General features: G+C 37.4%; 19 protein-coding genes. 2 read left to right on the top strand and 17 right to left on the bottom strand.

Going from position 1 to position 18,847, the window contains the following annotated elements; genetic code table 11:
* Positions 1–182: 182 nt before the first annotated feature.
* From BC6307_RS16140 to BC6307_RS16155, 4 genes are all read right to left on the bottom strand, one after another.
* On the bottom strand, positions 183–461 hold the full coding sequence (locus BC6307_RS16140; RefSeq protein WP_066420866.1) for a LapA family protein: 279 nt from the start codon (positions 459–461) through the stop codon (positions 183–185).
* Complete coding sequence (locus tag BC6307_RS16145) at positions 458–1,381, bottom strand: cation diffusion facilitator family transporter (RefSeq protein ID WP_066420867.1); 924 nt, start codon at positions 1,379–1,381, stop codon at positions 458–460. The genes BC6307_RS16140 and BC6307_RS16145 overlap by 4 nt, the downstream gene beginning before the upstream one ends.
* Positions 1,382–1,625: 244 nt before the next feature.
* A complete protein-coding gene (gene secDF, locus BC6307_RS16150; RefSeq protein ID WP_066420865.1) occupies positions 1,626–3,878 on the bottom strand; it encodes a protein translocase subunit SecDF in 2,253 nt (750 codons plus the stop codon).
* A gap of 416 nt (positions 3,879–4,294) precedes the next feature.
* Positions 4,295–4,570 (bottom strand): post-transcriptional regulator, encoded by a 276-nt coding sequence (locus BC6307_RS16155; protein ID WP_066420864.1) that lies wholly within the window; start codon positions 4,568–4,570, stop codon positions 4,295–4,297.
* A 110-nt stretch (positions 4,571–4,680) separates the two neighbouring features.
* On the opposite strand from BC6307_RS16155, the gene spoVB reads away from it, so the two are divergent.
* Positions 4,681–6,234: a stage V sporulation protein B gene (gene spoVB / locus BC6307_RS16160; RefSeq protein WP_066420862.1), complete on the top strand. Its 1,554-nt coding sequence runs from the start codon at positions 4,681–4,683 to the stop codon at positions 6,232–6,234.
* Between the two features lie 37 nt (positions 6,235–6,271).
* On the opposite strand, the gene BC6307_RS16165 is transcribed toward spoVB, so the two are convergent.
* Positions 6,272–6,934: a DUF421 domain-containing protein gene (locus BC6307_RS16165; protein ID WP_066420861.1), complete on the bottom strand. Its 663-nt coding sequence runs from the start codon at positions 6,932–6,934 to the stop codon at positions 6,272–6,274.
* Positions 6,935–7,125: 191 nt separating this feature from the next.
* On the opposite strand from BC6307_RS16165, the gene BC6307_RS16170 reads away from it, so the two are divergent.
* Positions 7,126–7,506, top strand: a complete 381-nt coding sequence (locus BC6307_RS16170; protein ID WP_066420860.1) for a TIGR04086 family membrane protein — start codon at positions 7,126–7,128, stop codon at positions 7,504–7,506.
* A gap of 42 nt (positions 7,507–7,548) precedes the next feature.
* Here the strand turns inward: BC6307_RS16170 and yajC are convergent, their stop codons facing one another.
* The 12 genes from yajC to nadA form a co-directional block, all read right to left on the bottom strand.
* Positions 7,549–7,812, bottom strand: coding sequence for a preprotein translocase subunit YajC (yajC, locus tag BC6307_RS16175; RefSeq protein WP_066420858.1), 264 nt, complete (start codon positions 7,810–7,812; stop codon positions 7,549–7,551).
* A gap of 44 nt (positions 7,813–7,856) precedes the next feature.
* Positions 7,857–8,996, bottom strand: coding sequence for a tRNA guanosine(34) transglycosylase Tgt (tgt, locus tag BC6307_RS16180; RefSeq protein ID WP_066420856.1), 1,140 nt, complete (start codon positions 8,994–8,996; stop codon positions 7,857–7,859).
* A gap of 27 nt (positions 8,997–9,023) precedes the next feature.
* Positions 9,024–10,052, bottom strand: a complete 1,029-nt coding sequence (gene queA / locus BC6307_RS16185; RefSeq protein ID WP_066420855.1) for a tRNA preQ1(34) S-adenosylmethionine ribosyltransferase-isomerase QueA — start codon at positions 10,050–10,052, stop codon at positions 9,024–9,026.
* A 24-nt stretch (positions 10,053–10,076) separates the two neighbouring features.
* Positions 10,077–10,277: a DUF2905 domain-containing protein gene (locus BC6307_RS16190; RefSeq protein ID WP_066420853.1), complete on the bottom strand. Its 201-nt coding sequence runs from the start codon at positions 10,275–10,277 to the stop codon at positions 10,077–10,079.
* Complete coding sequence (ruvB, locus tag BC6307_RS16195) at positions 10,274–11,269, bottom strand: Holliday junction branch migration DNA helicase RuvB (protein ID WP_066420852.1); 996 nt, start codon at positions 11,267–11,269, stop codon at positions 10,274–10,276. The genes BC6307_RS16190 and ruvB overlap by 4 nt, the downstream gene beginning before the upstream one ends.
* 12 nt (positions 11,270–11,281) lie before the next feature.
* A complete protein-coding gene (gene ruvA, locus BC6307_RS16200; protein ID WP_066420851.1) occupies positions 11,282–11,890 on the bottom strand; it encodes a Holliday junction branch migration protein RuvA in 609 nt (202 codons plus the stop codon).
* Positions 11,891–12,017: 127 nt separating this feature from the next.
* Complete coding sequence (locus tag BC6307_RS16205) at positions 12,018–12,593, bottom strand: intercompartmental signaling factor BofC (protein ID WP_066420849.1); 576 nt, start codon at positions 12,591–12,593, stop codon at positions 12,018–12,020.
* Between the two features lie 566 nt (positions 12,594–13,159).
* Positions 13,160–14,131 carry a YhcN/YlaJ family sporulation lipoprotein gene (locus tag BC6307_RS16210; RefSeq protein WP_066414318.1) on the bottom strand — a complete coding sequence of 324 codons (972 nt, stop codon included), beginning with the start codon at positions 14,129–14,131 and terminating at the stop codon, positions 13,160–13,162.
* Positions 14,132–14,246: 115 nt separating this feature from the next.
* Positions 14,247–14,987 (bottom strand): NAD(+) synthase, encoded by a 741-nt coding sequence (gene nadE / locus BC6307_RS16215; RefSeq protein WP_066414319.1) that lies wholly within the window; start codon positions 14,985–14,987, stop codon positions 14,247–14,249.
* Positions 14,988–15,017: 30 nt separating this feature from the next.
* Positions 15,018–16,049 (bottom strand): phosphotransferase, encoded by a 1,032-nt coding sequence (locus BC6307_RS16220; protein WP_157729287.1) that lies wholly within the window; start codon positions 16,047–16,049, stop codon positions 15,018–15,020.
* Positions 15,970–17,391 carry a SafA/ExsA family spore coat assembly protein gene (gene safA, locus BC6307_RS25565; protein WP_066414323.1) on the bottom strand — a complete coding sequence of 474 codons (1,422 nt, stop codon included), beginning with the start codon at positions 17,389–17,391 and terminating at the stop codon, positions 15,970–15,972. The genes BC6307_RS16220 and safA overlap by 80 nt, the downstream gene beginning before the upstream one ends.
* Before the next feature lie 339 nt (positions 17,392–17,730).
* On the bottom strand, positions 17,731–18,834 hold the full coding sequence (gene nadA, locus BC6307_RS16230; RefSeq protein WP_066414326.1) for a quinolinate synthase NadA: 1,104 nt from the start codon (positions 18,832–18,834) through the stop codon (positions 17,731–17,733).
* Between the last annotated feature and the right edge of the window lie 13 nt (positions 18,835–18,847).

The raw sequence follows: 18,847 nt of genomic DNA on the forward strand, positions 1-18,847 counted from the left end.
CCGCTCCGTTCCACTCTCGGTCCTAATTTTTATATTGTAGCAGTTCTAGACCAACTATTCTTACTCTCCATGGAGCAAATTCAATTTCAATTATGTTTGCCTTGAAAATAGGATGGTGGTTTGATGTTGTTGATAAAGCATCGCGTACGCACAAAAAAAGAGTGCTCGGTGTGAGCGACTCTTTATTCGTGGGGTTCTAGGTTGTTTTCGGAAAGTTTGTTTTCTCCGTTTACTGCTTGGACTTTTTTTAATTGTTTTTTAAGCACGACAATTTGATATATCGCTAATGATCCAGCAATAACTCCGCCCATAAGAGTGGAAAAAAGAATGACCAGTACTAGAGGCCAGTGGGCTGTTCCAAATAAAAAGTTTACTTCAACAGGTGACACATTCAATACAGCAAAGATAGCAATAATGATGGCAAAAATAATCCCTGCTAGTAAATACCATTGGCCCTTCATGATGCCCCACTTCCATTTGAACTGTCTGAATCGTCGTTATAAGGGTTTATGTGAACAAAAACGTTTTGTACTTCTTGTGTCTCCATGAGTTTTTGCTTAACATTCTTTCCGATCTTATGTCCTTCTTCGACAGTAATATATGGGTCAACTGAAATTTTCAAATCCACAATAACATAATGACCGTGTTCTCTCGCGTGAAGCTCATCTATCTTTAATACTCCAGGAACTGTAACGACTATTTGTTTAAAGTGTTCTGCATCTTCATCATGTAAAACGTGATCCATCGTATTATGAATCGACTCTTTTCCTAAATTCCAAGCCATTTTAATAATTAACGCGGCCACAAACAACCCAGCCACTGGATCAAGATATACGAGCCAATCTAATCCGATCATTCCACCGATAATCGCTCCACTGATCCCAATTAAAGCTGCAATGGATGAAAATACATCCGAACGGTGTTCATAAGCGTTTGCAATGATGGCGTCACTTTTTATTTTTTTACCTAGGTTATATTTATATCGGAACATCCATTCTTTCACAATAATGGAGATGATCGCTGCATAGACAGCAATCATTTTTGGAGCTTCAATTTCCTCAAAGAAGGCTGCAAATGAAGATTTACCAATTTCTACTCCTACAAAAAATAATAATACAGCAACGATAATCGCTGCGATATTTTCTGCTTTTCCGTGTCCGTATGGATGGTCTTCATCAGGTGGTCGTTTTGCAGCTTTTAACCCGACATAAACAGCAATGGATCCAGCTACATCTGAGGCAGAGTGAGCAGCATCTGCTACTAACGCTCTACTGTTTCCTAGCACTCCTGCGATTGCTTTTAAAATTGCTAGTATGATGTTCCCAACGATACCGACCATCGCTGCAAACTCGGCTTTTTTAAACCTTTCGTTTTGATCCAATATCACTCGATCCCTTCTTGTCTTTTCTACTCTATATATTGTACCCTTTTTTCCGTAAATGAGGCTAAATATTTCAACGTTTCTAAAACAAGCTCTACTATTACTAGTTTATTCTCGTTTTATAAATCTGTTTGTACTATTGAAACGGGAAGTATATTTTACTTATCCCTCCAGCTCTTTTACAAAGACTATTTTGTCTAGCATAAAAAAATGCCGCTACTTATAGCGACATTTTTTCAACAACTTATACTTCTGGTTCAAGCTCATCTTCAGGTGTTACTTTTTTCGGACGCATTAACTGTTTATGTTTCCATACTAACCATAGCTGAGAAGCTAAGAATAAGGAAGAATACGTACCTGCAACTAGTCCTACAAGAAGCGCAACCGAGAAGTTCGTAATCGATTCACTACCAAAAATCAATAAGGCAACAACTGCAAATAGAATAGTTGCTACTGTGTAGATAGAACGGGTAAACGTTTGTTGTAAACTTACATTTACCACTTCTGCTAAATCATCAAATGTTTTCACACGCTTTTTCTTTTTTAGATTTTCTCGTATTCGGTCAAACGTAACAATTGTATCATTTATCGAATAACCTACTATCGTTAATACTGCAGCTATAAATGTCAAATCAACTTCTAGTCGAACGAGGCTAAAAAAGGCAACGATGAAAAACGCATCATGGAAAAGTGCAATAATAGCAGACGCAGCAAAAATCCATTCGAAACGGATTGTTACGTAAATAATAATTCCCACTGCTGCTATTAAGACTGCAAAAAAGGCATTTCGTGATATTTCTTGGCCAACTATTGGTGATACAGAACTTACATTAGGTTCTGAACCAAATTTAGCCTTTAAATGTTCTTTAATTGTAGCAATGTCTTGTTGATTCAGTTCATCTATAAATCTAGCCACAGCAATTTCTTTATTAGCACCTGACAACACCACATCTCTAGGTTCTAAATTAATTTCAGCTAATTCTTGTTCTACAGCCTCTGCTGAAATAGTGGTGTCGGCCATAATTTCTACACGAGTACCGCTGACAAAGTCTATCCCTAAATTCAGCTTTAACGTACTCAACAAAATAATACCAACTACAACCATTGTCGTGGAGAATATAAAGTATTTTTTACGATGCTTTATAAAATCTACATTTTCAAATCGGTTTGGTGGAACTGTATCTTCTTTCGTATCTTTAATATCCATAATCTCTTCTTTCTTTAATCCGAAGAGATGCGGTTTATTGTTTAATGCTCGACTATACACCCAAAGTCCTAGTAATAGACGTGTACCTAAAACAGCAGTTAAAAAGCTAATTAATATACTCACAATTAACATCGTCGCAAATCCTTGTACAGAGCTTGTACCATAAACGAACATAACTGCTGCTGCTAACAATGTTGTAATGTTTGCATCTAAAATAGTACTTAGAGAGTTTCGATTACCTGCTCGGAATGCCGACATCATCGACTTACCTAATTTAAGTTCCTCTTTTATACGTTCATAAGTAAGTATGTTTGCGTCAACAGCCATACCGACTCCTAATATAAGCGCGGCAATTCCTGGTAAGGTTAACACAGCATTCATTGCGTTAAATACTACTAAAACGAGGAAAATATATAAACTTAACGTTACAACTGCAACAAATCCTGGAACACGATAAACGATTAGCATGAATAAGAATATAATCGCAATCCCAACTGCACCTGCAAATACTGTTTTTTGCAATGCTGTTTCACCAAATTGTGCTCCAACAGACGTAGAATATATTTCTTCTAATTCAACTGGTAAAGCACCTGCATTTAAAAGGTCTGCAAGTTCTTTTGCACTTGGAACAGTAAAGGTCGGACCTTGAATTTGAACTTCTGGCTGGTGAAAGACTTGCTCTACTGTAGCAGCAGATAAATACTTAGGTTCATCTTTTTGTCTTTCCTCTGCAAAGGAATCGACACCTTCTTCAAAATCTAACCAGATTACCATCATATTTTCTGGATATAATTTAGAAGATAGTTCTCTCGTTATTTCTCTAAACTTCTCAGCATCCTTAATTTTTAAAGCAACACTTGGTCTATTTGACTGATCAAACGATTGCGTTGCTCCATTTTCAACTAGGTCTGTTCCGTCCATTAAAAGGTTGTCGTTAATATCACGAAATGTTAGTTTTGCTTCTGTTGATAACAGTTCACGTGCGTTTGTTTGATCTTCTACTCCTGCAAGTTGTACACGAATCCGGTTTTCACCTTCGATATCAATTCGTGGTTCACTTACCCCTAATACGTTAACACGCTTGTTTAAAGCACTTACTGTACTAACGAGCATTTCACGATCAATGTCGGTTCCACTTACAGATTTCACTTCGTAAAGTACTTCAAAGCCCCCTTGTAAGTCCAAACCAAGCTTCATATTATTTGTAATCCAGTTCGTTGATGAACCGATCATACTTGCAATTAAAACAAGTACTAGAAAGAATGCAACTATTCGGCCTCTTTTTACCATGAATAAAAAATCCTCCTTTTGAATGACAAAAGCTGTCTGACCTACGGGTAATCAGAAAAAACATATGTATTATTGCAAAAAGTTTTTCTATTTAATAGGCAATACGTTTATTATGAAACAACAAATTATACCTGTCAATTCTCGTCTTTATTATATTCTTACTGGAATAATGATAACGAAGCTTTCAAAATTCCCACCTTACAAATACGTGTTTACGGAATATAACATTTCATTATTTACAACATTGATTGTTGTTATAGGTTTTAGTTAGTCCGTTGCACTTCGCTGCAGGTGTTCGCTTTCCGCGGGGAGGGAGTCTCACACCTTCCGCTACGTTTCACTCATCGTACAAAACAAAAGTCCAATTTAGCCAGAACTACATTTTTTATAAATTCCCTTTTAATGTAATGTTATTTTTATAATTTCTCCCCAAAAAAGTTTGGTGCTTTGTATGCCTCTATTGTGATGTAGCTCATGTATTCTGCTACTTTTAAGTGATAAACGTCCGAAACTAGTTCATGGAGCCTCTTATCGGACGGCTTTCTCCATGTTTTGTTCGTTAAGCATTCCCACAACCCATCTACTGTTACACTGTCATATCCTAGCATGTGAAATTCATCTACTTTACTTTTTAAAACAGGTTCTAAGTCAAAACGGTAAAGATCATATGCATGCTCTTTTTCTTTTTTCATTTTCAAAAACCCCCATTAATAGATTATTTCTCCTCTTCTTGTCATGCTCGGACTATGTACAAGCATATACATAGGAAAAAGACACGTGCAAAAAGTGAGGCAGAGACTAAATGACGAAGCAAACCTTTATTAAAGGAACGTTAATTTTAATCGTAGCAGGCTTTATAACGAAAATACTTGGCTTTATTAATAGAATTGTAGTTGCCAGACTTATCGGAGAAGAAGGTGTCGGGCTATATATGATGGCCGTTCCAACTCTCGTATTGGCGATTACGATTACTCAGTTTGGTTTGCCTGTTGCTATATCGAAGCTCGTGGCAGAGGCAGAAGCAACTGGAGATAAACGTAGAGTTAAAAAAATACTAGTTGTTTCTCTTTCTGTAACTGGTACGTTAAGTATTATATTTACACCTGCATTAATCCTATTAGCACCGCTACTATCTGAAACGCTATTTACAGATGCGAGAACGTATTATCCATTACTCGCAATTGCTCCTGTTGTGCCAATTGTTGCGATATCCTCGGTAATTCGCGGATATTTCCAAGGAAAACAAAATATGAAACCGGCTGCTATCTCTCAAGTAATTGAACAAGTTGTTCGAATAACACTCGTAGCTGCATTCACGAAAGCCTTCCTACCTTATGGGATTGAATATGCTGCTGCAGGTGCTATGTTATCAGCTGTCATTGGTGAATTAATGTCCCTACTTTACATGCTTTTCATGTTTAAATTTAAAAAACGGTTTCGTTTACGTTCGAAATTTTTCCATTATATCGGTGAAGGTAAACAAACATTTAATGATTTAATGAGAATTGCTGTTCCTACTACTGGTAGTAGAATGATTGGCTCCATTGCTTGGTTTTTTGAACCGATCGTTGTTGCGCAAAGTTTAGCCTTAGCCGGTGTTGCAACGAGCCTTGCTACGAGACAGTATGGAGAATTAGTAGGGTTTGCTCTTCCACTTGTATTTTTACCGTCCTTTATTACTTATTCCTTATCGACTGCGCTAGTTCCTGCTATTAGTGAGGCAGCAGCAAAAAAAAATACGTTATTAATTGAACATCGTCTTCAACAAGCATTGAGACTTTGCTTTGCGACAGGTGGTATTGCGTTAGTAGTTTTATACGTTTTTGCGGAACCGTTAATGCTACTTATGTATGGCAATAGTAATTCGGCTATATATATTAAAGTAATAGCCCCTTTTATACTATTTTACTACTTCCAGGGTCCACTGCAAGCAACTTTACAAGCTTTAGATTTAGCGAAAGCGGCAATGATCAATAGCTTCATTGGAGCATTTGTTAAAACTGGTGCGATTTTTTTACTAGCATCCCAACCTGGCTTAGGTATAATGGGAGCAGCGTTAGCAATTGTTATTGGATTTGTTTTAGTTACATTATTGCATATGAGTACGATTATGAAAGTACTATCGTACACTATATATGTACGCGAATATGCAAAAGGAATTGTCATCATTGTAGGTTGTGTTTTGCTCGGTAATTGGATGATGGATCATCTACTATTGTCTTTCGGCACAATTAGCAGAACTTTACTATTCATTTCAGTATTAACTATTATTTACACACTATTATTAACGGTGTTTGGCCTCGTAAAACGAGAAGAATTTGCTAGAATCCCGTTTCTAAATAAACTGTTAAAGTGACAAAATCGACCTCTAATATGAAGAGGTCGATTTTCATTTATTCTTCATCTATTAAGTCAATAAAAAACTCCCCGTTATCATAACTGCAAAAGGAGATCTTTTTAAAGTCTTTATAGCCTCGTTTTCGTAAATTTTGTCGTAACCAAACTTCTGTTTTATCAACGAGCTCTAGGTGATCCGTTTGGATAATTCCGTCAACAATTAACGGTAAATTTAATGTTGCTTCTTTTTTCTTCGATTTCTTTTTATCTTTTTCAAAAACAGAAAGTTTTCCCGATGGTTCCAAAATGGCAAATTCAACGTCCGCCACATTTTTAACTTGCTGTTCTCTTAATTGAACAAGTAAATCATCAAAATTATACCTTTGTTTCCGCATCGCCTTTTCATTTATTTTACCTTTATTGATGATGACGGTTGGTTCTCCGTCTATAAAACTGCGAAAACGTTGACTTTTGAGTGAAATATAAGCGAGCAATATTTGAATTGCCATTAACGTTAACATCGGAATTAAAGTATGACCCATCGCATCCGTTGGATTTTCAATCGCAACAACTGCCATTTCGGCGATCATAATGAAGACGACTAAATCTAAAATGCTCAATTCACCAATTTCCCTTTTTCCCATTAAACGAAAAATCGCCAGAATGACGACATATAAAAAAATGGTTCTTGTAATTATAACGAAATATTCCTCTATCATTTCATTTCTCCCCCACATAAACAATCGTTACGACTTAGTATGTGCAGTTTTTATACAAACATAATGAGATTAAATTTTTGCAATAAAAAAATATTTAGCTTGTCCGATACAGGTTCTGATTCTAAATTTATTGTCCGTGAATATGCTTGTATTACAAAGCATGTACAAGAAGAAGAAGGGAGTGTTTCACGATGGAATCAAAACGTCTCAGTTTGGCCGTCATGTATGGTCTTATTACAATCTTTTTAATTGCTGTAGCAACAAGTTTAATTTTTTCATTCCTACTTAAGTTTACAACATTACAAGAAGGGTCTATCGCTTGGGTAGTGTTAGCACTATCTTTTTTAGCATTATTTATTGGTGGTTTCGTCTCGGGTGGGAAAGGAAAAGAAAAAGGCTGGTTATTAGGAGCCGCTACTGGTGGCTTATATACGATGATCATTTTCTTATTTCAATACTTAGGTAGTGATTCTTTATTTACGTTACAACAATTAATTTATCACGGAGCTTTTGTTGGTATCGCTACTTTAGGTGGAATTATCGGAGTTAACTTAACTGCAGCGAAAGCATAGTAAAAACCGCAAGTTCTAAAAATAGAACTTGCGGTTTTTATATTAGTCGTTATTTACATCGCGGATCGCTTGACGATCGTATGTAAGGCGTGAACCATCTCCACATTTGATAACAACTTTATCTTCATCAAGTGCATCGATGATACCGTGAAGACCTCCAATTGTCACAACTTTGTTGCCTTTTTCTAAGCTCGTTTGCATATCACGAACCGCTTTTTGACGTTTTTGTTGTGGACGAATTAGTAAGAAGTAAAAAATAGCGAACATTAATAGTAATGGCCAAATTAAACTAAAAATATCACCCATTGTCTCAACCTCCTTTCCTTTATCCCTTTTCTATACTTTTAAAGTTAGAAGTTTTTTGCCCCCGGTTTATTAAAACCATATTTCTCAAAAAACTCTTCTCGAAAATCCCCAAGACGATCTTCTCGAATCGCTTGGCGGACATTCTCCATTAATTTTAACAGAAAATGCAGGTTATGATAAGTTGTAAGTCGTATTCCGAATGTTTCGTCACATTTTATTAAGTGTCGGATGTACGCACGACTATAATTTTTACATGTGTAGCAATCGCATTCTGGATCAATTGGGTCAAAATCACGAGCGAATTTAGCATTCTTTACAACGAGACGGCCTTCACTTGTCATTAATGTACCGTTACGAGCAATTCGTGTAGGTAACACGCAATCAAACATATCAATTCCACGAATAGCACCATCAATTAATGAATCAGGTGAGCCTACTCCCATTAAATAGCGAGGCTTATTATCAGGCATCCATGGAGTTGTGAACTCTAACACACGATTCATGACATCTTTCGGTTCCCCTACTGACAATCCACCAACAGCATAGCCAGGGAAATCTAATGAAACTAAATCTTTCGCACTTTGTTTACGAAGATGCTCGAATTCTCCACCTTGAATAATACCAAATAAACCTTGGTCTTCTGGACGCTTATGAGCAGTTAGGCATCTTTCTGCCCATCTAGAAGTACGCTCAACGGAACGTCTCATATATTCTTCCGTTGCCGGATATGGCGGACATTCATCAAATGCCATCATAATATCAGAACCTAGTGCGTTTTGGATTTCCATCGCTTTTTCAGGGGATAGGAATAGCTTGTCTCCATTTAAATGATTACGGAAGTGAACGCCTTCCTCTTCAATTTTACGAAATTCACTTAAGGAGAATACTTGGAATCCACCTGAGTCTGTTAAAATGGCGCGGTCCCAGTTCATAAATTTATGTAAGCCACCTGCTTCTTTGACAATCTCATGCCCAGGTCGAAGCCAGAGGTGGTATGTGTTACTTAATATAATCCCTGCTCCCATTTGCTTTAAGTCTTCAGGAGACATTGTTTTTACTGTTGCTAATGTTCCTACAGGCATAAAAACTGGTGTTTCAAAAGAACCGTGTGGTGTATGAACACGCCCTAATCTTGCGCCCGTTTGTTTACAAGTTTTAATAAGCTCATATTTAATTGCTGTCATTTTTGAAACTCCTTATACTCATCTCTTTTACAAAATTAACATCGCATCACCGAAGCTGAAGAAACGATATTTTTCTTTTACTGCTTCTTCATACGCGTGAATAACATTGTCTCTTCCTGCTAACGCACTTACTAACATAATTAATGTTGATTTCGGCAAGTGAAAGTTCGTTAGCATTCCATCAATTGCTTTGAACGTATAACCTGGATATATAAATATGTTTGTCCAACCGCTTGCTTCTTTAAACATTCCATGTTCGCTTACAATCGTTTCTAGCGTGCGAGTACTTGTTGTGCCAACCGTAATAATACGCCCACCATTTTCACGGACAGTATTTAACTCATTCGCTGTTTCTTCTGTCATTTGATAAAACTCCGCATGCATGTCGTGCTCTTCAATATTATCGACGTTTACTGGACGGAATGTACCTAATCCGACATGAAGAGTAATAAAAGCGATATGTACACCTTTCGTTCTCATCTCTTCTAGTAGCTCTTCCGTGAAATGCAAGCCTGCTGTTGGAGCAGCTGCAGAGCCTCGTTCCCGAGCGAAAACAGTTTGATACCTTTCTTGGTCATCTAATTGTTCCTTTATGTACGGTGGAAGTGGCATTTCACCTAAACCTTCTAGCACTTCATAAAAAATACCTTCATATTGGAATTCAAGCATTCTGCCACCGTGTTCTTTTTCTTCCACACAAACAGCTTTGAGCCTTCCATCACCAAATGTTATAATGGTTCCTTTTTTTACGCGTTTTGCTGGTTTAACAAGTGTCTCCCAAACGTCTCCTTCTTCTTGTTTTAGAAGTAGCACTTCAACCTTTGCACCTGTATCTTCTTTCATTCCAAATAAACGGGCCGGTAAAACTCGCGTATCATTTAATACAAGACAGTCCCCAGCTTGCACGTATTGTAAAATGGAGCGAAAAGATGGCTCATGCGCAACGTTCCCATTCTCTTTGTTTAATACCATTAACCGAGAAGCTTCCCTATTTTCTAGTGGTATTTGAGCAATTAACTCCTCTGGTAGATGAAAATCAAATAAATCTACTTTCATACACAAAACTTCCTTTTTAAAAATTTATCGAAACCGACCGATGAAATAAAAAACTAAACTTAAAACAACACTAATAATAATAGACGTAACGATAGGGAAAAAGAAAGTAAAATTCCCTTTTTTCACGACGATATCTCCAGGAATTTTCCCGACTACCTGCCACAATAAACCGATTAAAAGCAACACTCCACCTAAAATCATTAACATTTTAGGAAGCTCAGTCATTCTGTTGGCACCTCCAAGTTAAAATGTCGATATGCTAAATCTGTTACGATTCTTCCTCTCGGTGTTCGTTGCAAAAAGCCAATTTGCAAAAGATACGGTTCATATACGTCCTCAATAGTATGAGATTCCTCTCCGATTGTTGCGGAAATAGTATCAAGCCCTACTGGACCACCCCGAAATTTTTCAATAATAGCGAGTATAAACTTATGATCGATATGATCTAGGCCAAGTCGATCGACTTGAAGGCGGTCAAGTGCTTCATTGGCCAAGTTTTCCGTTATAATATCTTTCCCTAAAACTTGAGCAAAATCACGTACTCTTCGTAATAAACGATTAGCAATTCGAGGAGTCCCGCGAGAACGCCTTGCAATCTCCAATCCTGCTAATTCATCTAAACCAATGTCTAATATTTGTGCCGTTCTTAAAGCTATTGTCGTCAATTGCGTTTCATTATAATACTCTAATCTACTTAACACACCAAAACGATCCCGTAACGGGGCAGTTAAAAGTCCTACTCTCGTTGTTGCACCGACTAATGTAAATGGTGGTAAATCTAATCGAACGGAGCGAGAGTTTGGACCTTTACCTATTACAATATCTAAACAAAAGTCTTCCATAGCTGGATATAGCACTTCTTCGATAGAACGATGAAGACGATGTATTTCATCAATGAAAAGAACGTCTCCTGGCTCGAGTGAAGAAAGAATAGCAGCTAAATCACCCGGTCTTTCAATAGCAGGCCCAGCCGTTGTCCGCAATTGTACACCCATCTCATTTGCTATAATGGCAGCTAGTGTCGTTTTCCCTAACCCTGGAGGGCCATATAACAAAACGTGATCAAGTGTTTCTTGTCTTATCTTTGCAGCTTCAATAAACACTTCTAAGTTTTCTTTTACTTTATTTTGCCCAATATATTGTTTTAAAGATTGAGGGCGTAAACTCCACTCTTGGTCTTGAGCATTTTCAGTTTGAGAAATAATTCGTTCATCCACAAGTTTCACCACCTATTGAAGAAGAAGTTGTAAAGCTCTCTTCACATATTGATCGGTTGTTAAAGTTTCTTTGCTTAGAGTTGGGGTAATCTTTTTGATTTCTCTGTCCCCATACCCTAATACTTTTAATGCTTCTACCGCTTCCTCAAATGCAGTATTACTACTCGAAGTGGCAACATTAATATCCGGTTCAAAAAGGCTAGGGAATGCTTCTGGTACAACATCTTGCAATTTCCCTTTTAAATCTAAAATAATTTGGCGTGCCGTTTTCTTTCCAACGCCAGGGAATTTCGTTAAATACTTTTCATCTTCATTTTCAATCGCATGAATTACTTGAGTTGGCTCACCTGTTGCAATAATTGCTAGCGCACCCTTAGGTCCTATTCCAGTAACATTTAATAATTTCAGAAATAAGTTCTTTTCCTCACGAGTTTGAAAACCGTAAAGAGCTAAAACATCTTCCCTTACATGTTGATATGTATAAATAGTTACTACCTTTTCTTCACGAACTTGATATATAAACGGATTTGGCGTATGAATTTGATAGCCTACATTATTTACATTTAACACTATATATTCTGGACTAACGTAATCGATATATCCTTTTAAAAATTCAATCAACTTAATACTCTCCTATCATTAGCAATCAACTACTATTTTACCATAAAAAGAAGAACATTCGTACGGGAAGAGAAAAGATTACTTTCCAGTTTCTTAAATGAAAGAAGACTAGCTAAAGATAGCTAGTCTAATGAGGCTGTGCCGAATACGCTTTAAACGCTTCTAGTACTTGTTCATATTCATCTTTTGAGAACACTTTAATCCCATTTTTTAATAGGTTATGTTTATGGCTTTCTAATTTTTCTACATCTATTTGGTAAAAGGATTGTATTATTTTAGATTTTGCATCTGGTTTTCCATCAAATATCGTTAATATTCCTTCTTCTGTAATGCCAAAATATCCATTCGATTTAAGTAAAGGTGAAATATCATCTATATGCATTTGAAAAACGACTTGTTCCTCATCTTGAGTAACTAATTGCCAATCCTCATAATCAGCCCAAAAGTCTTCCATTGCCCAAATAGTCTCTTCTAACACTTCTTCACTAACTTCACCGTCTACGTATATTCTTTCCAAAACGACTGTTAGCTTTAAAGGACCGGTTACTTCGTATGCTTCATCTAGCTCTTCCATCAATTGGTCATTATTTCGTTTATTTACTTCTGCATTCCCTTTTATTTCAAGGGTTGTGTACAAAATTGTACAAAAAATGAAGAAAGATGAAAAAATAATGATGATCTGTTTCGGAATGATGGGTTTCATAGGACTCCCCTCACATTCTTTTTTTTGGTTAATAACTATATTTTCATTTTCTATTTTGACCAAACATAGAAGTTTTAACCAAAAAAAGAGGGTAGTTATTAAAGGCGTAATTTTCAGAAAAATGTTTGTTTTAATTCCGATGGTAATGTAGAGCATTCTTTTGCATAGATTTACTTTGAAAATAATCTTGCATGAAAAAAAGCATTTGATTATACACAACATTGATTGACGTTATATGTTTTAACCTAGTCCGTTTCACTTCGCTGCAGGTACTCGCTTTCCGCGGGCGTGGCTTGAGCCTCCTCCTTCGCTACGCTACGTGCGGGGTCTCAAGGCTCACGCTACTCCCGCAGGAGTCTCGCACCTTCCGCTCCGTTCCACTCTCAGTTCTTGACCTTGACAGGAAAAAAATATAGCATGAGTCAAATACAAGTCACTATTATTTTCGTTCTCCATGAAGCAAAATTTCGCTTGCATGGTTGTCTACCATTAAAATTAAAACTACGCCTAAAAAAAGAGCACCCATAAAGTAAGATTCACTCACTTTATGGATTGCTCCTTTGTCTTTATCGTCCTGGTGTTACAGTTTGGAATAGGGAACGAATGTCTTCATTTAGACGTTCCATCGGGCCACCATCACGAATATCGTTGTCAACATTACGCACGCGATTAAATGTACCTTCATCCGTAACTACACGAACATCACTATTTCTTACTAAAGGATCGACGGCTCTACGTACATCTCTCGTTACTTGCGTTTCACTTGCATTCGCTTCTGTATCAACAGCAACAAGAACGTCATTACCGTACACTACCGCTCTAACGTCTCGAACACCACGCACTCGAGAAGCACGAGCTGCTATTTGCTCTGTCAACTCACCTTGGTAATTGTTATAGTAAGATGGTTTTCCACGAGATGCAGTGGAGTTTAGGTGTCGGTGGTAATTTGTATCTGCATATTGGTCATTACGGGTATTAACATTAAATAAACCTCTGCCTTCATTGGCTCTAGGTGTGTATCTGTTGTTAAACCCAATGTTCTGATTGTTATTACGATTCGTTACGTTAAATAGTCCCGCATCGTTTTGATTACGATTTCTATTAAACATACCTGTATCGTTTTGAGTCCTTGTTCGAGTAGTTGTATCGTTAAACAAACCTCTATTTGCTTGATTCTGACCTCTATTTGTTACATTAAATAATCCTCGATCATTATTTCCTGTACGGTTTGTAAGTGTATTGTTTCTTTGAGCATTACGGTCACCATTTATAATGGCTCTATCCATCATCTCAATAATAGGACCGTCATTGTCTCTTAACTCGTATGCGTTACCACTATGATCCGTGTAACGGTTTGTACGGTTGTTTACATTCGTTGCATACGGATTGTTCTCACTTGTGTAATAACCGATTGGCCTTGTGTTCTCCGTACGGTTATCTGTTCCTGGATTACCAGTAGCTTGGTTTCCAGCAGCACATCCAGTTAAGCCACCAAGCATAATTGCTGCAGACGATAAAGTTAACAATGTCTTCTTCAATGCGATAACCCCCCTAACAAGTCCTAAACACTAAGTAGTGTTCTTTCTTATGATGACTTGTTAGAGGGGTTTTTATAATGTCAGATACGTCCAAGAACGTTAACAAATACCGATTTTAAAATTTTGGTGGAGCGTATGCTAGCTGACGTTTATGTTCAGAACGTTTATGCAGTCGCTCTATAATTTCTTTATCCTCAACTGGAATTTCTTCGCCTTTTAAATATTTATCAATCATTGTATATGTTGTACCCATTTCATTTTCGTCTGTTTGCCCTTCCCAAAGTCCGGCACTAGGTGGTTTCGTAATGATTGAATTTGGAACGCCTAAATATTTCGCCATTTCTCTTACTTCACCTTTAGTTAAGTGAACTAGTGGAACTAAATCAACTCCACCGTCACCAAACTTAGTAAAATAACCTGTATGCCATTCAGCAGCATTGTCTGTTCCAACAACTAAATAACCGAAGTTATTCGCTACAGCATATAGTGTTGTCATACGTAGACGTGCTCTTGTGTTAGCATCCCCTAACCTAGCAGCTTCTTCATTCCATGTTCCTTTTTCTTTTAATTCATTTTCTATTGCAGAAAACATGATTTCATGTGTTTGTGTTAAATCAACAACCATATAGTTAATAGCACAACTATCAATTACTTCTAATGCTGCTTCCGCATCCTTTTCACTACTTTTACAAGGCATTATTAGTCCTAAAGAGTTGTCTGGAAATGCACGTTTAATCAAATGAGCGACAACAGCTGAATCGATTCCACCACTGACCCCAACTATTGCACCGTTTAATCCAGCTTCCTTCACTTTTTCTTGTAGCCACTTTACCAGCTTTGTCACTTTCTCTTCCATTGCTCGTTTCCTCCTATACATCAATAATTATTATTTTATCACTTTGATTATATTCGTCAAAAATTTCTTCCTCAACTGCCACGTTTTAGCATAATAGGAAAGAAAATGAGCCGCATAGATTGATTGACCATTAATAAATTTGTTTCCTTCACGCAAAATATCCATTGGAAATGTTATGGCAACCCTAAAGAGTTGATTGCTTTTTAAAAGATTAGGAAGTATCGGCATTTGTAAAAACTTTTTCTCATCCCAACCTATCGATGGTAATATCCGATTAGTAAATTGAACATAATCCCATTCTTTATGCCCGATAGAAGCTAAATCAAAGTCAATAATGTAAAACTGCTCATCTTTACCTTTTAGAAAGTTATGACTAGCTACATCACCATGTAATAATACTTGTTTTTCTTCCGGTAAAGGTAATTGTTGCAGCGCTAATAACGATTGTTTACTGTAACTAACGATATCTTTTATAGTATGTTCACCAAATAGTTCAATTAATAATGCACCATTTTGTTCAAATCTTCGTAATCGAATAAGCCAATTCTCTACGTTTCGTTCAGTTGGGACGATTTGTTTTAACAAAGACAAATCTTTAGACGTATCGTGAAGAGCTTTTAATAGCATGAGTCCTGCTTCTCTGTCCCTTTTGTAAGTAAAAGATACGTTCCTCCTTTGTGGGATATAAGTCGTCATCGCCCAAAACATGTTATCTAGCTCGATGTAGTAGTTACCATTAACAAACTTGTAGTAGCTAACACATTGAAAAAAACGTTCTTGTTGTAAATGCTGGCTAATGGCTACATTCATTCGGACAGTCAACTCGTCTTTAAATCCTTTTAAAATAAAGGTTGTATCAAACGTTTTTACCTTAAATAAATTTTCCTTTATCTTATCTACGTGGTTAATTTGCAATTTTTCTACCTTCGTTAAATAGAAGAAGAGACGATTAGAATTTAAATCGCCTCTCATTAAATAATTTTTATTTTTCATCTTCGTTATCGTTTGGACCGTTAAAATCTTCTTCTGCTCTTTCTCTTTGAGGAGCTTGATAATAGCCATAACCATAGTGTCCTGGCATTCCATATGGGCTAGCTTGCGGACCAGGTCCACATCCACAATCCTGTACCCCAGCTACTGCTTGAGGATGCTGTGGCATCATTGGCATTCCTCCATGAGGAAAGCCACCGTGCATTGGAGCTAAACCTGTGCCTGGTAATACTGGTGATGTTGGAACACAAGGGTATCCCCCCATCGGCCCGTAAGGCATTCCAGCTGGTACTCCACCATATGGTACACCGCCTGGCATTCCGCCATATGGAGTTGCTCCTGGGAATCCTCCGTACGGTACACCTGTTGGCATTCCTCCGTATGGTGCTGCTCCTGGGAATCCTCCATACGTCATATCAGGCATACCCATTTGTTGTTGCCCCGTCATATCAGGGGACCATTGCATATCTGCCATATCTTGAACACCTGCTACTGCAGTATGATCTCCTTCAAACGGCATATAACCACTACCTTCATGGAAATCATGCATATCATTCATATCAAAGTCAGGTGATTCATACATTCCTTGTACCCCAGCTACTTGAGTTGGATCAGTTGGCATTGCTCCCATCGGATATCCTTGTGCTGGTGCTGTTGGCATTCCTCCCATTGGGTAGCCGTGTGCTGGTGCTGTTGGCATTCCCCCCATTGGATAACCATGTGTTGCTGGCGCTTGCATCATTGGATATCCATGGGCAGCTGGTGCTGCCATATGTGGATATCCATGTAATCCAGTACCAGGTAAAACTGGTGATGTTGGTACGCAATATTCTGCAGGAAGTGGTGCTTGTGGATACATAGGTTGTTGAACCCCTTTCACTTCTGGTTGTTTAGGCATTTTCATTTCTGGCTGCTTAGGCATTTTAATTGGTTTGATTTCTTCTGGAAAATCCTCACTTTCCTCAATATCCATTGGCAAAATTGGTGCTGGAGGAGCTTGAGGAATATTTATTTGAGCAGCTTGTTGTGTTATCGGAACGTTGAAATAGTAATTATTAACGTCCACATCTGGAAAATATGGTTTAATTTGCGGTAGTTTCGGCACATAAGGTTTCTTAGGTGCTTCTTTTACTACCGGCTTTTCTTTCATAATTGGTGCTTCTTTCTTAATTGGCGCCTCTTTCATGATTGGTGCTTCCTTCATGATCGGTGCTTCTTTAGTAACACCTTGAACTTGCGGAGCCTCCTTTTTAACAGGAACACTCGCAGTTGGTACTTTAATTTTCATTCCGGGCATAATCATGTCAGGATTGCTTAATTGTGAATTCGCACCCTTTAATTGTTCGAAGTTCACATTATATTTCTGGGCAATCTTCCACAAAGTATCTCCTTTTTGTACGATATGGATTTTCAAGGGTCTTCCCTCCTTAGCAAAGTCTTTATAGTCTATGAACGGACTGGGCATTTTGCCACTATTTCTCACAACAACATATGCATTTTTTAAATAAAAAGAACGGGGGATAACTAAAAAGTCTGTAGTGACAGACTTTTAAATTGTTGGATTGTTCTTCGAAACAGCGTACTAAAATAAAAGTGATGAATATGGAGTTTACAAATAATACATAATTGTAAGCTATATTGGTTTAATATCCGACAAACAAAAACAGTGGAAAAAACGAATTGTTTTCTCCACTGTTATTAAATATTGTTATTTAACCAGTAATACTATATTTTTAATGTCGCTTTTATCCATTTATGCATGGGCTAGCATTTTCTCTAATGCTGCGGTTGCTTGTTGAGTGATGTCTTTTGGAACCGTTATTTCGTTCGTTATGTTTCCTTCTTCTATTGATTCAAGTGCCCATAGTAAATGAGGAAGATCAATTCGATTCATCGTTAAGCAAGGGCACATATATGGGTTTAATGAGATGATCTCTTTATCGGGATGTTGTTGAATGATACGATTTACTAAATTCATTTCTGTACCAATTGCCCAAGAAGTTCCACTCGCTGCGTTTTCAATTGTTTCGATAATATACTTGGTGCTCCCAGCATAGTCACTTAAGCTAACGACCTCTCTCGTACATTCAGGGTGAACGATAATGTTCATTTCAGGCTTTGTTTTTCGAAGGTGCTCAATATTGGCTACTGTAAATTTTTCGTGTACAGAGCAATGACCTTTCCAAAGAATCACTAGAATCTCATCTATATTACCTTCCCACTCCAAACGATTGGCAATTGGATCCCAAACTGCCATTTTATCTAAAGGAATCCCTAAATCAAACGCAGTGTTTCTTCCTAAATGTTGGTCAGGTAAAAATAATAAACGCTCTTTTTGAGTAAATGCCCATTCTACCATTTTTTTCGCGTTGGAACTTGTAACAGTTGCTCCTCCATTTTTTCCACAAAATGCTTTAATCGCAGCCGTTGAATTAACATAAGTTAATGGTAAGATTGTGTCTCCATAGATTGCTTGCAGTTCTTCCCAAGCACGTTCTGTTTGGTGAATATCTGCCATATCAGCCATTGAACAGCCTGCTCTCATATCTGGTAAGATGACAGTTTGTTCATCTGTACTTAAAATATCTGCTGTTTCAGCCATAAAATGAACGCCACAAAAGACGATATATTTTGCTGTTGTTTTTGCAGCTGCTTGAGCAAGCTGTAACGAATCTCCTGTTGCATCTGCAAATTGAATTACTTCATCTTTTTGATAATGATGACCAGGAATAAACAATTCTTCTCCTAATCGTTCTTTTATCGCTCGCACCCTATTTTCTAATTCCTCAACCGTCATATTTCGATAGCGATCTGGTAATGATTGACCACCTAGTTTAATCGTGTCTAAAATATTCATCCGACTCACCTTC

This window comes from Sutcliffiella cohnii, assembly GCF_002250055.1.
GTDB lineage: Bacteria > Bacillota > Bacilli > Bacillales > Bacillaceae_I > Sutcliffiella > Sutcliffiella cohnii.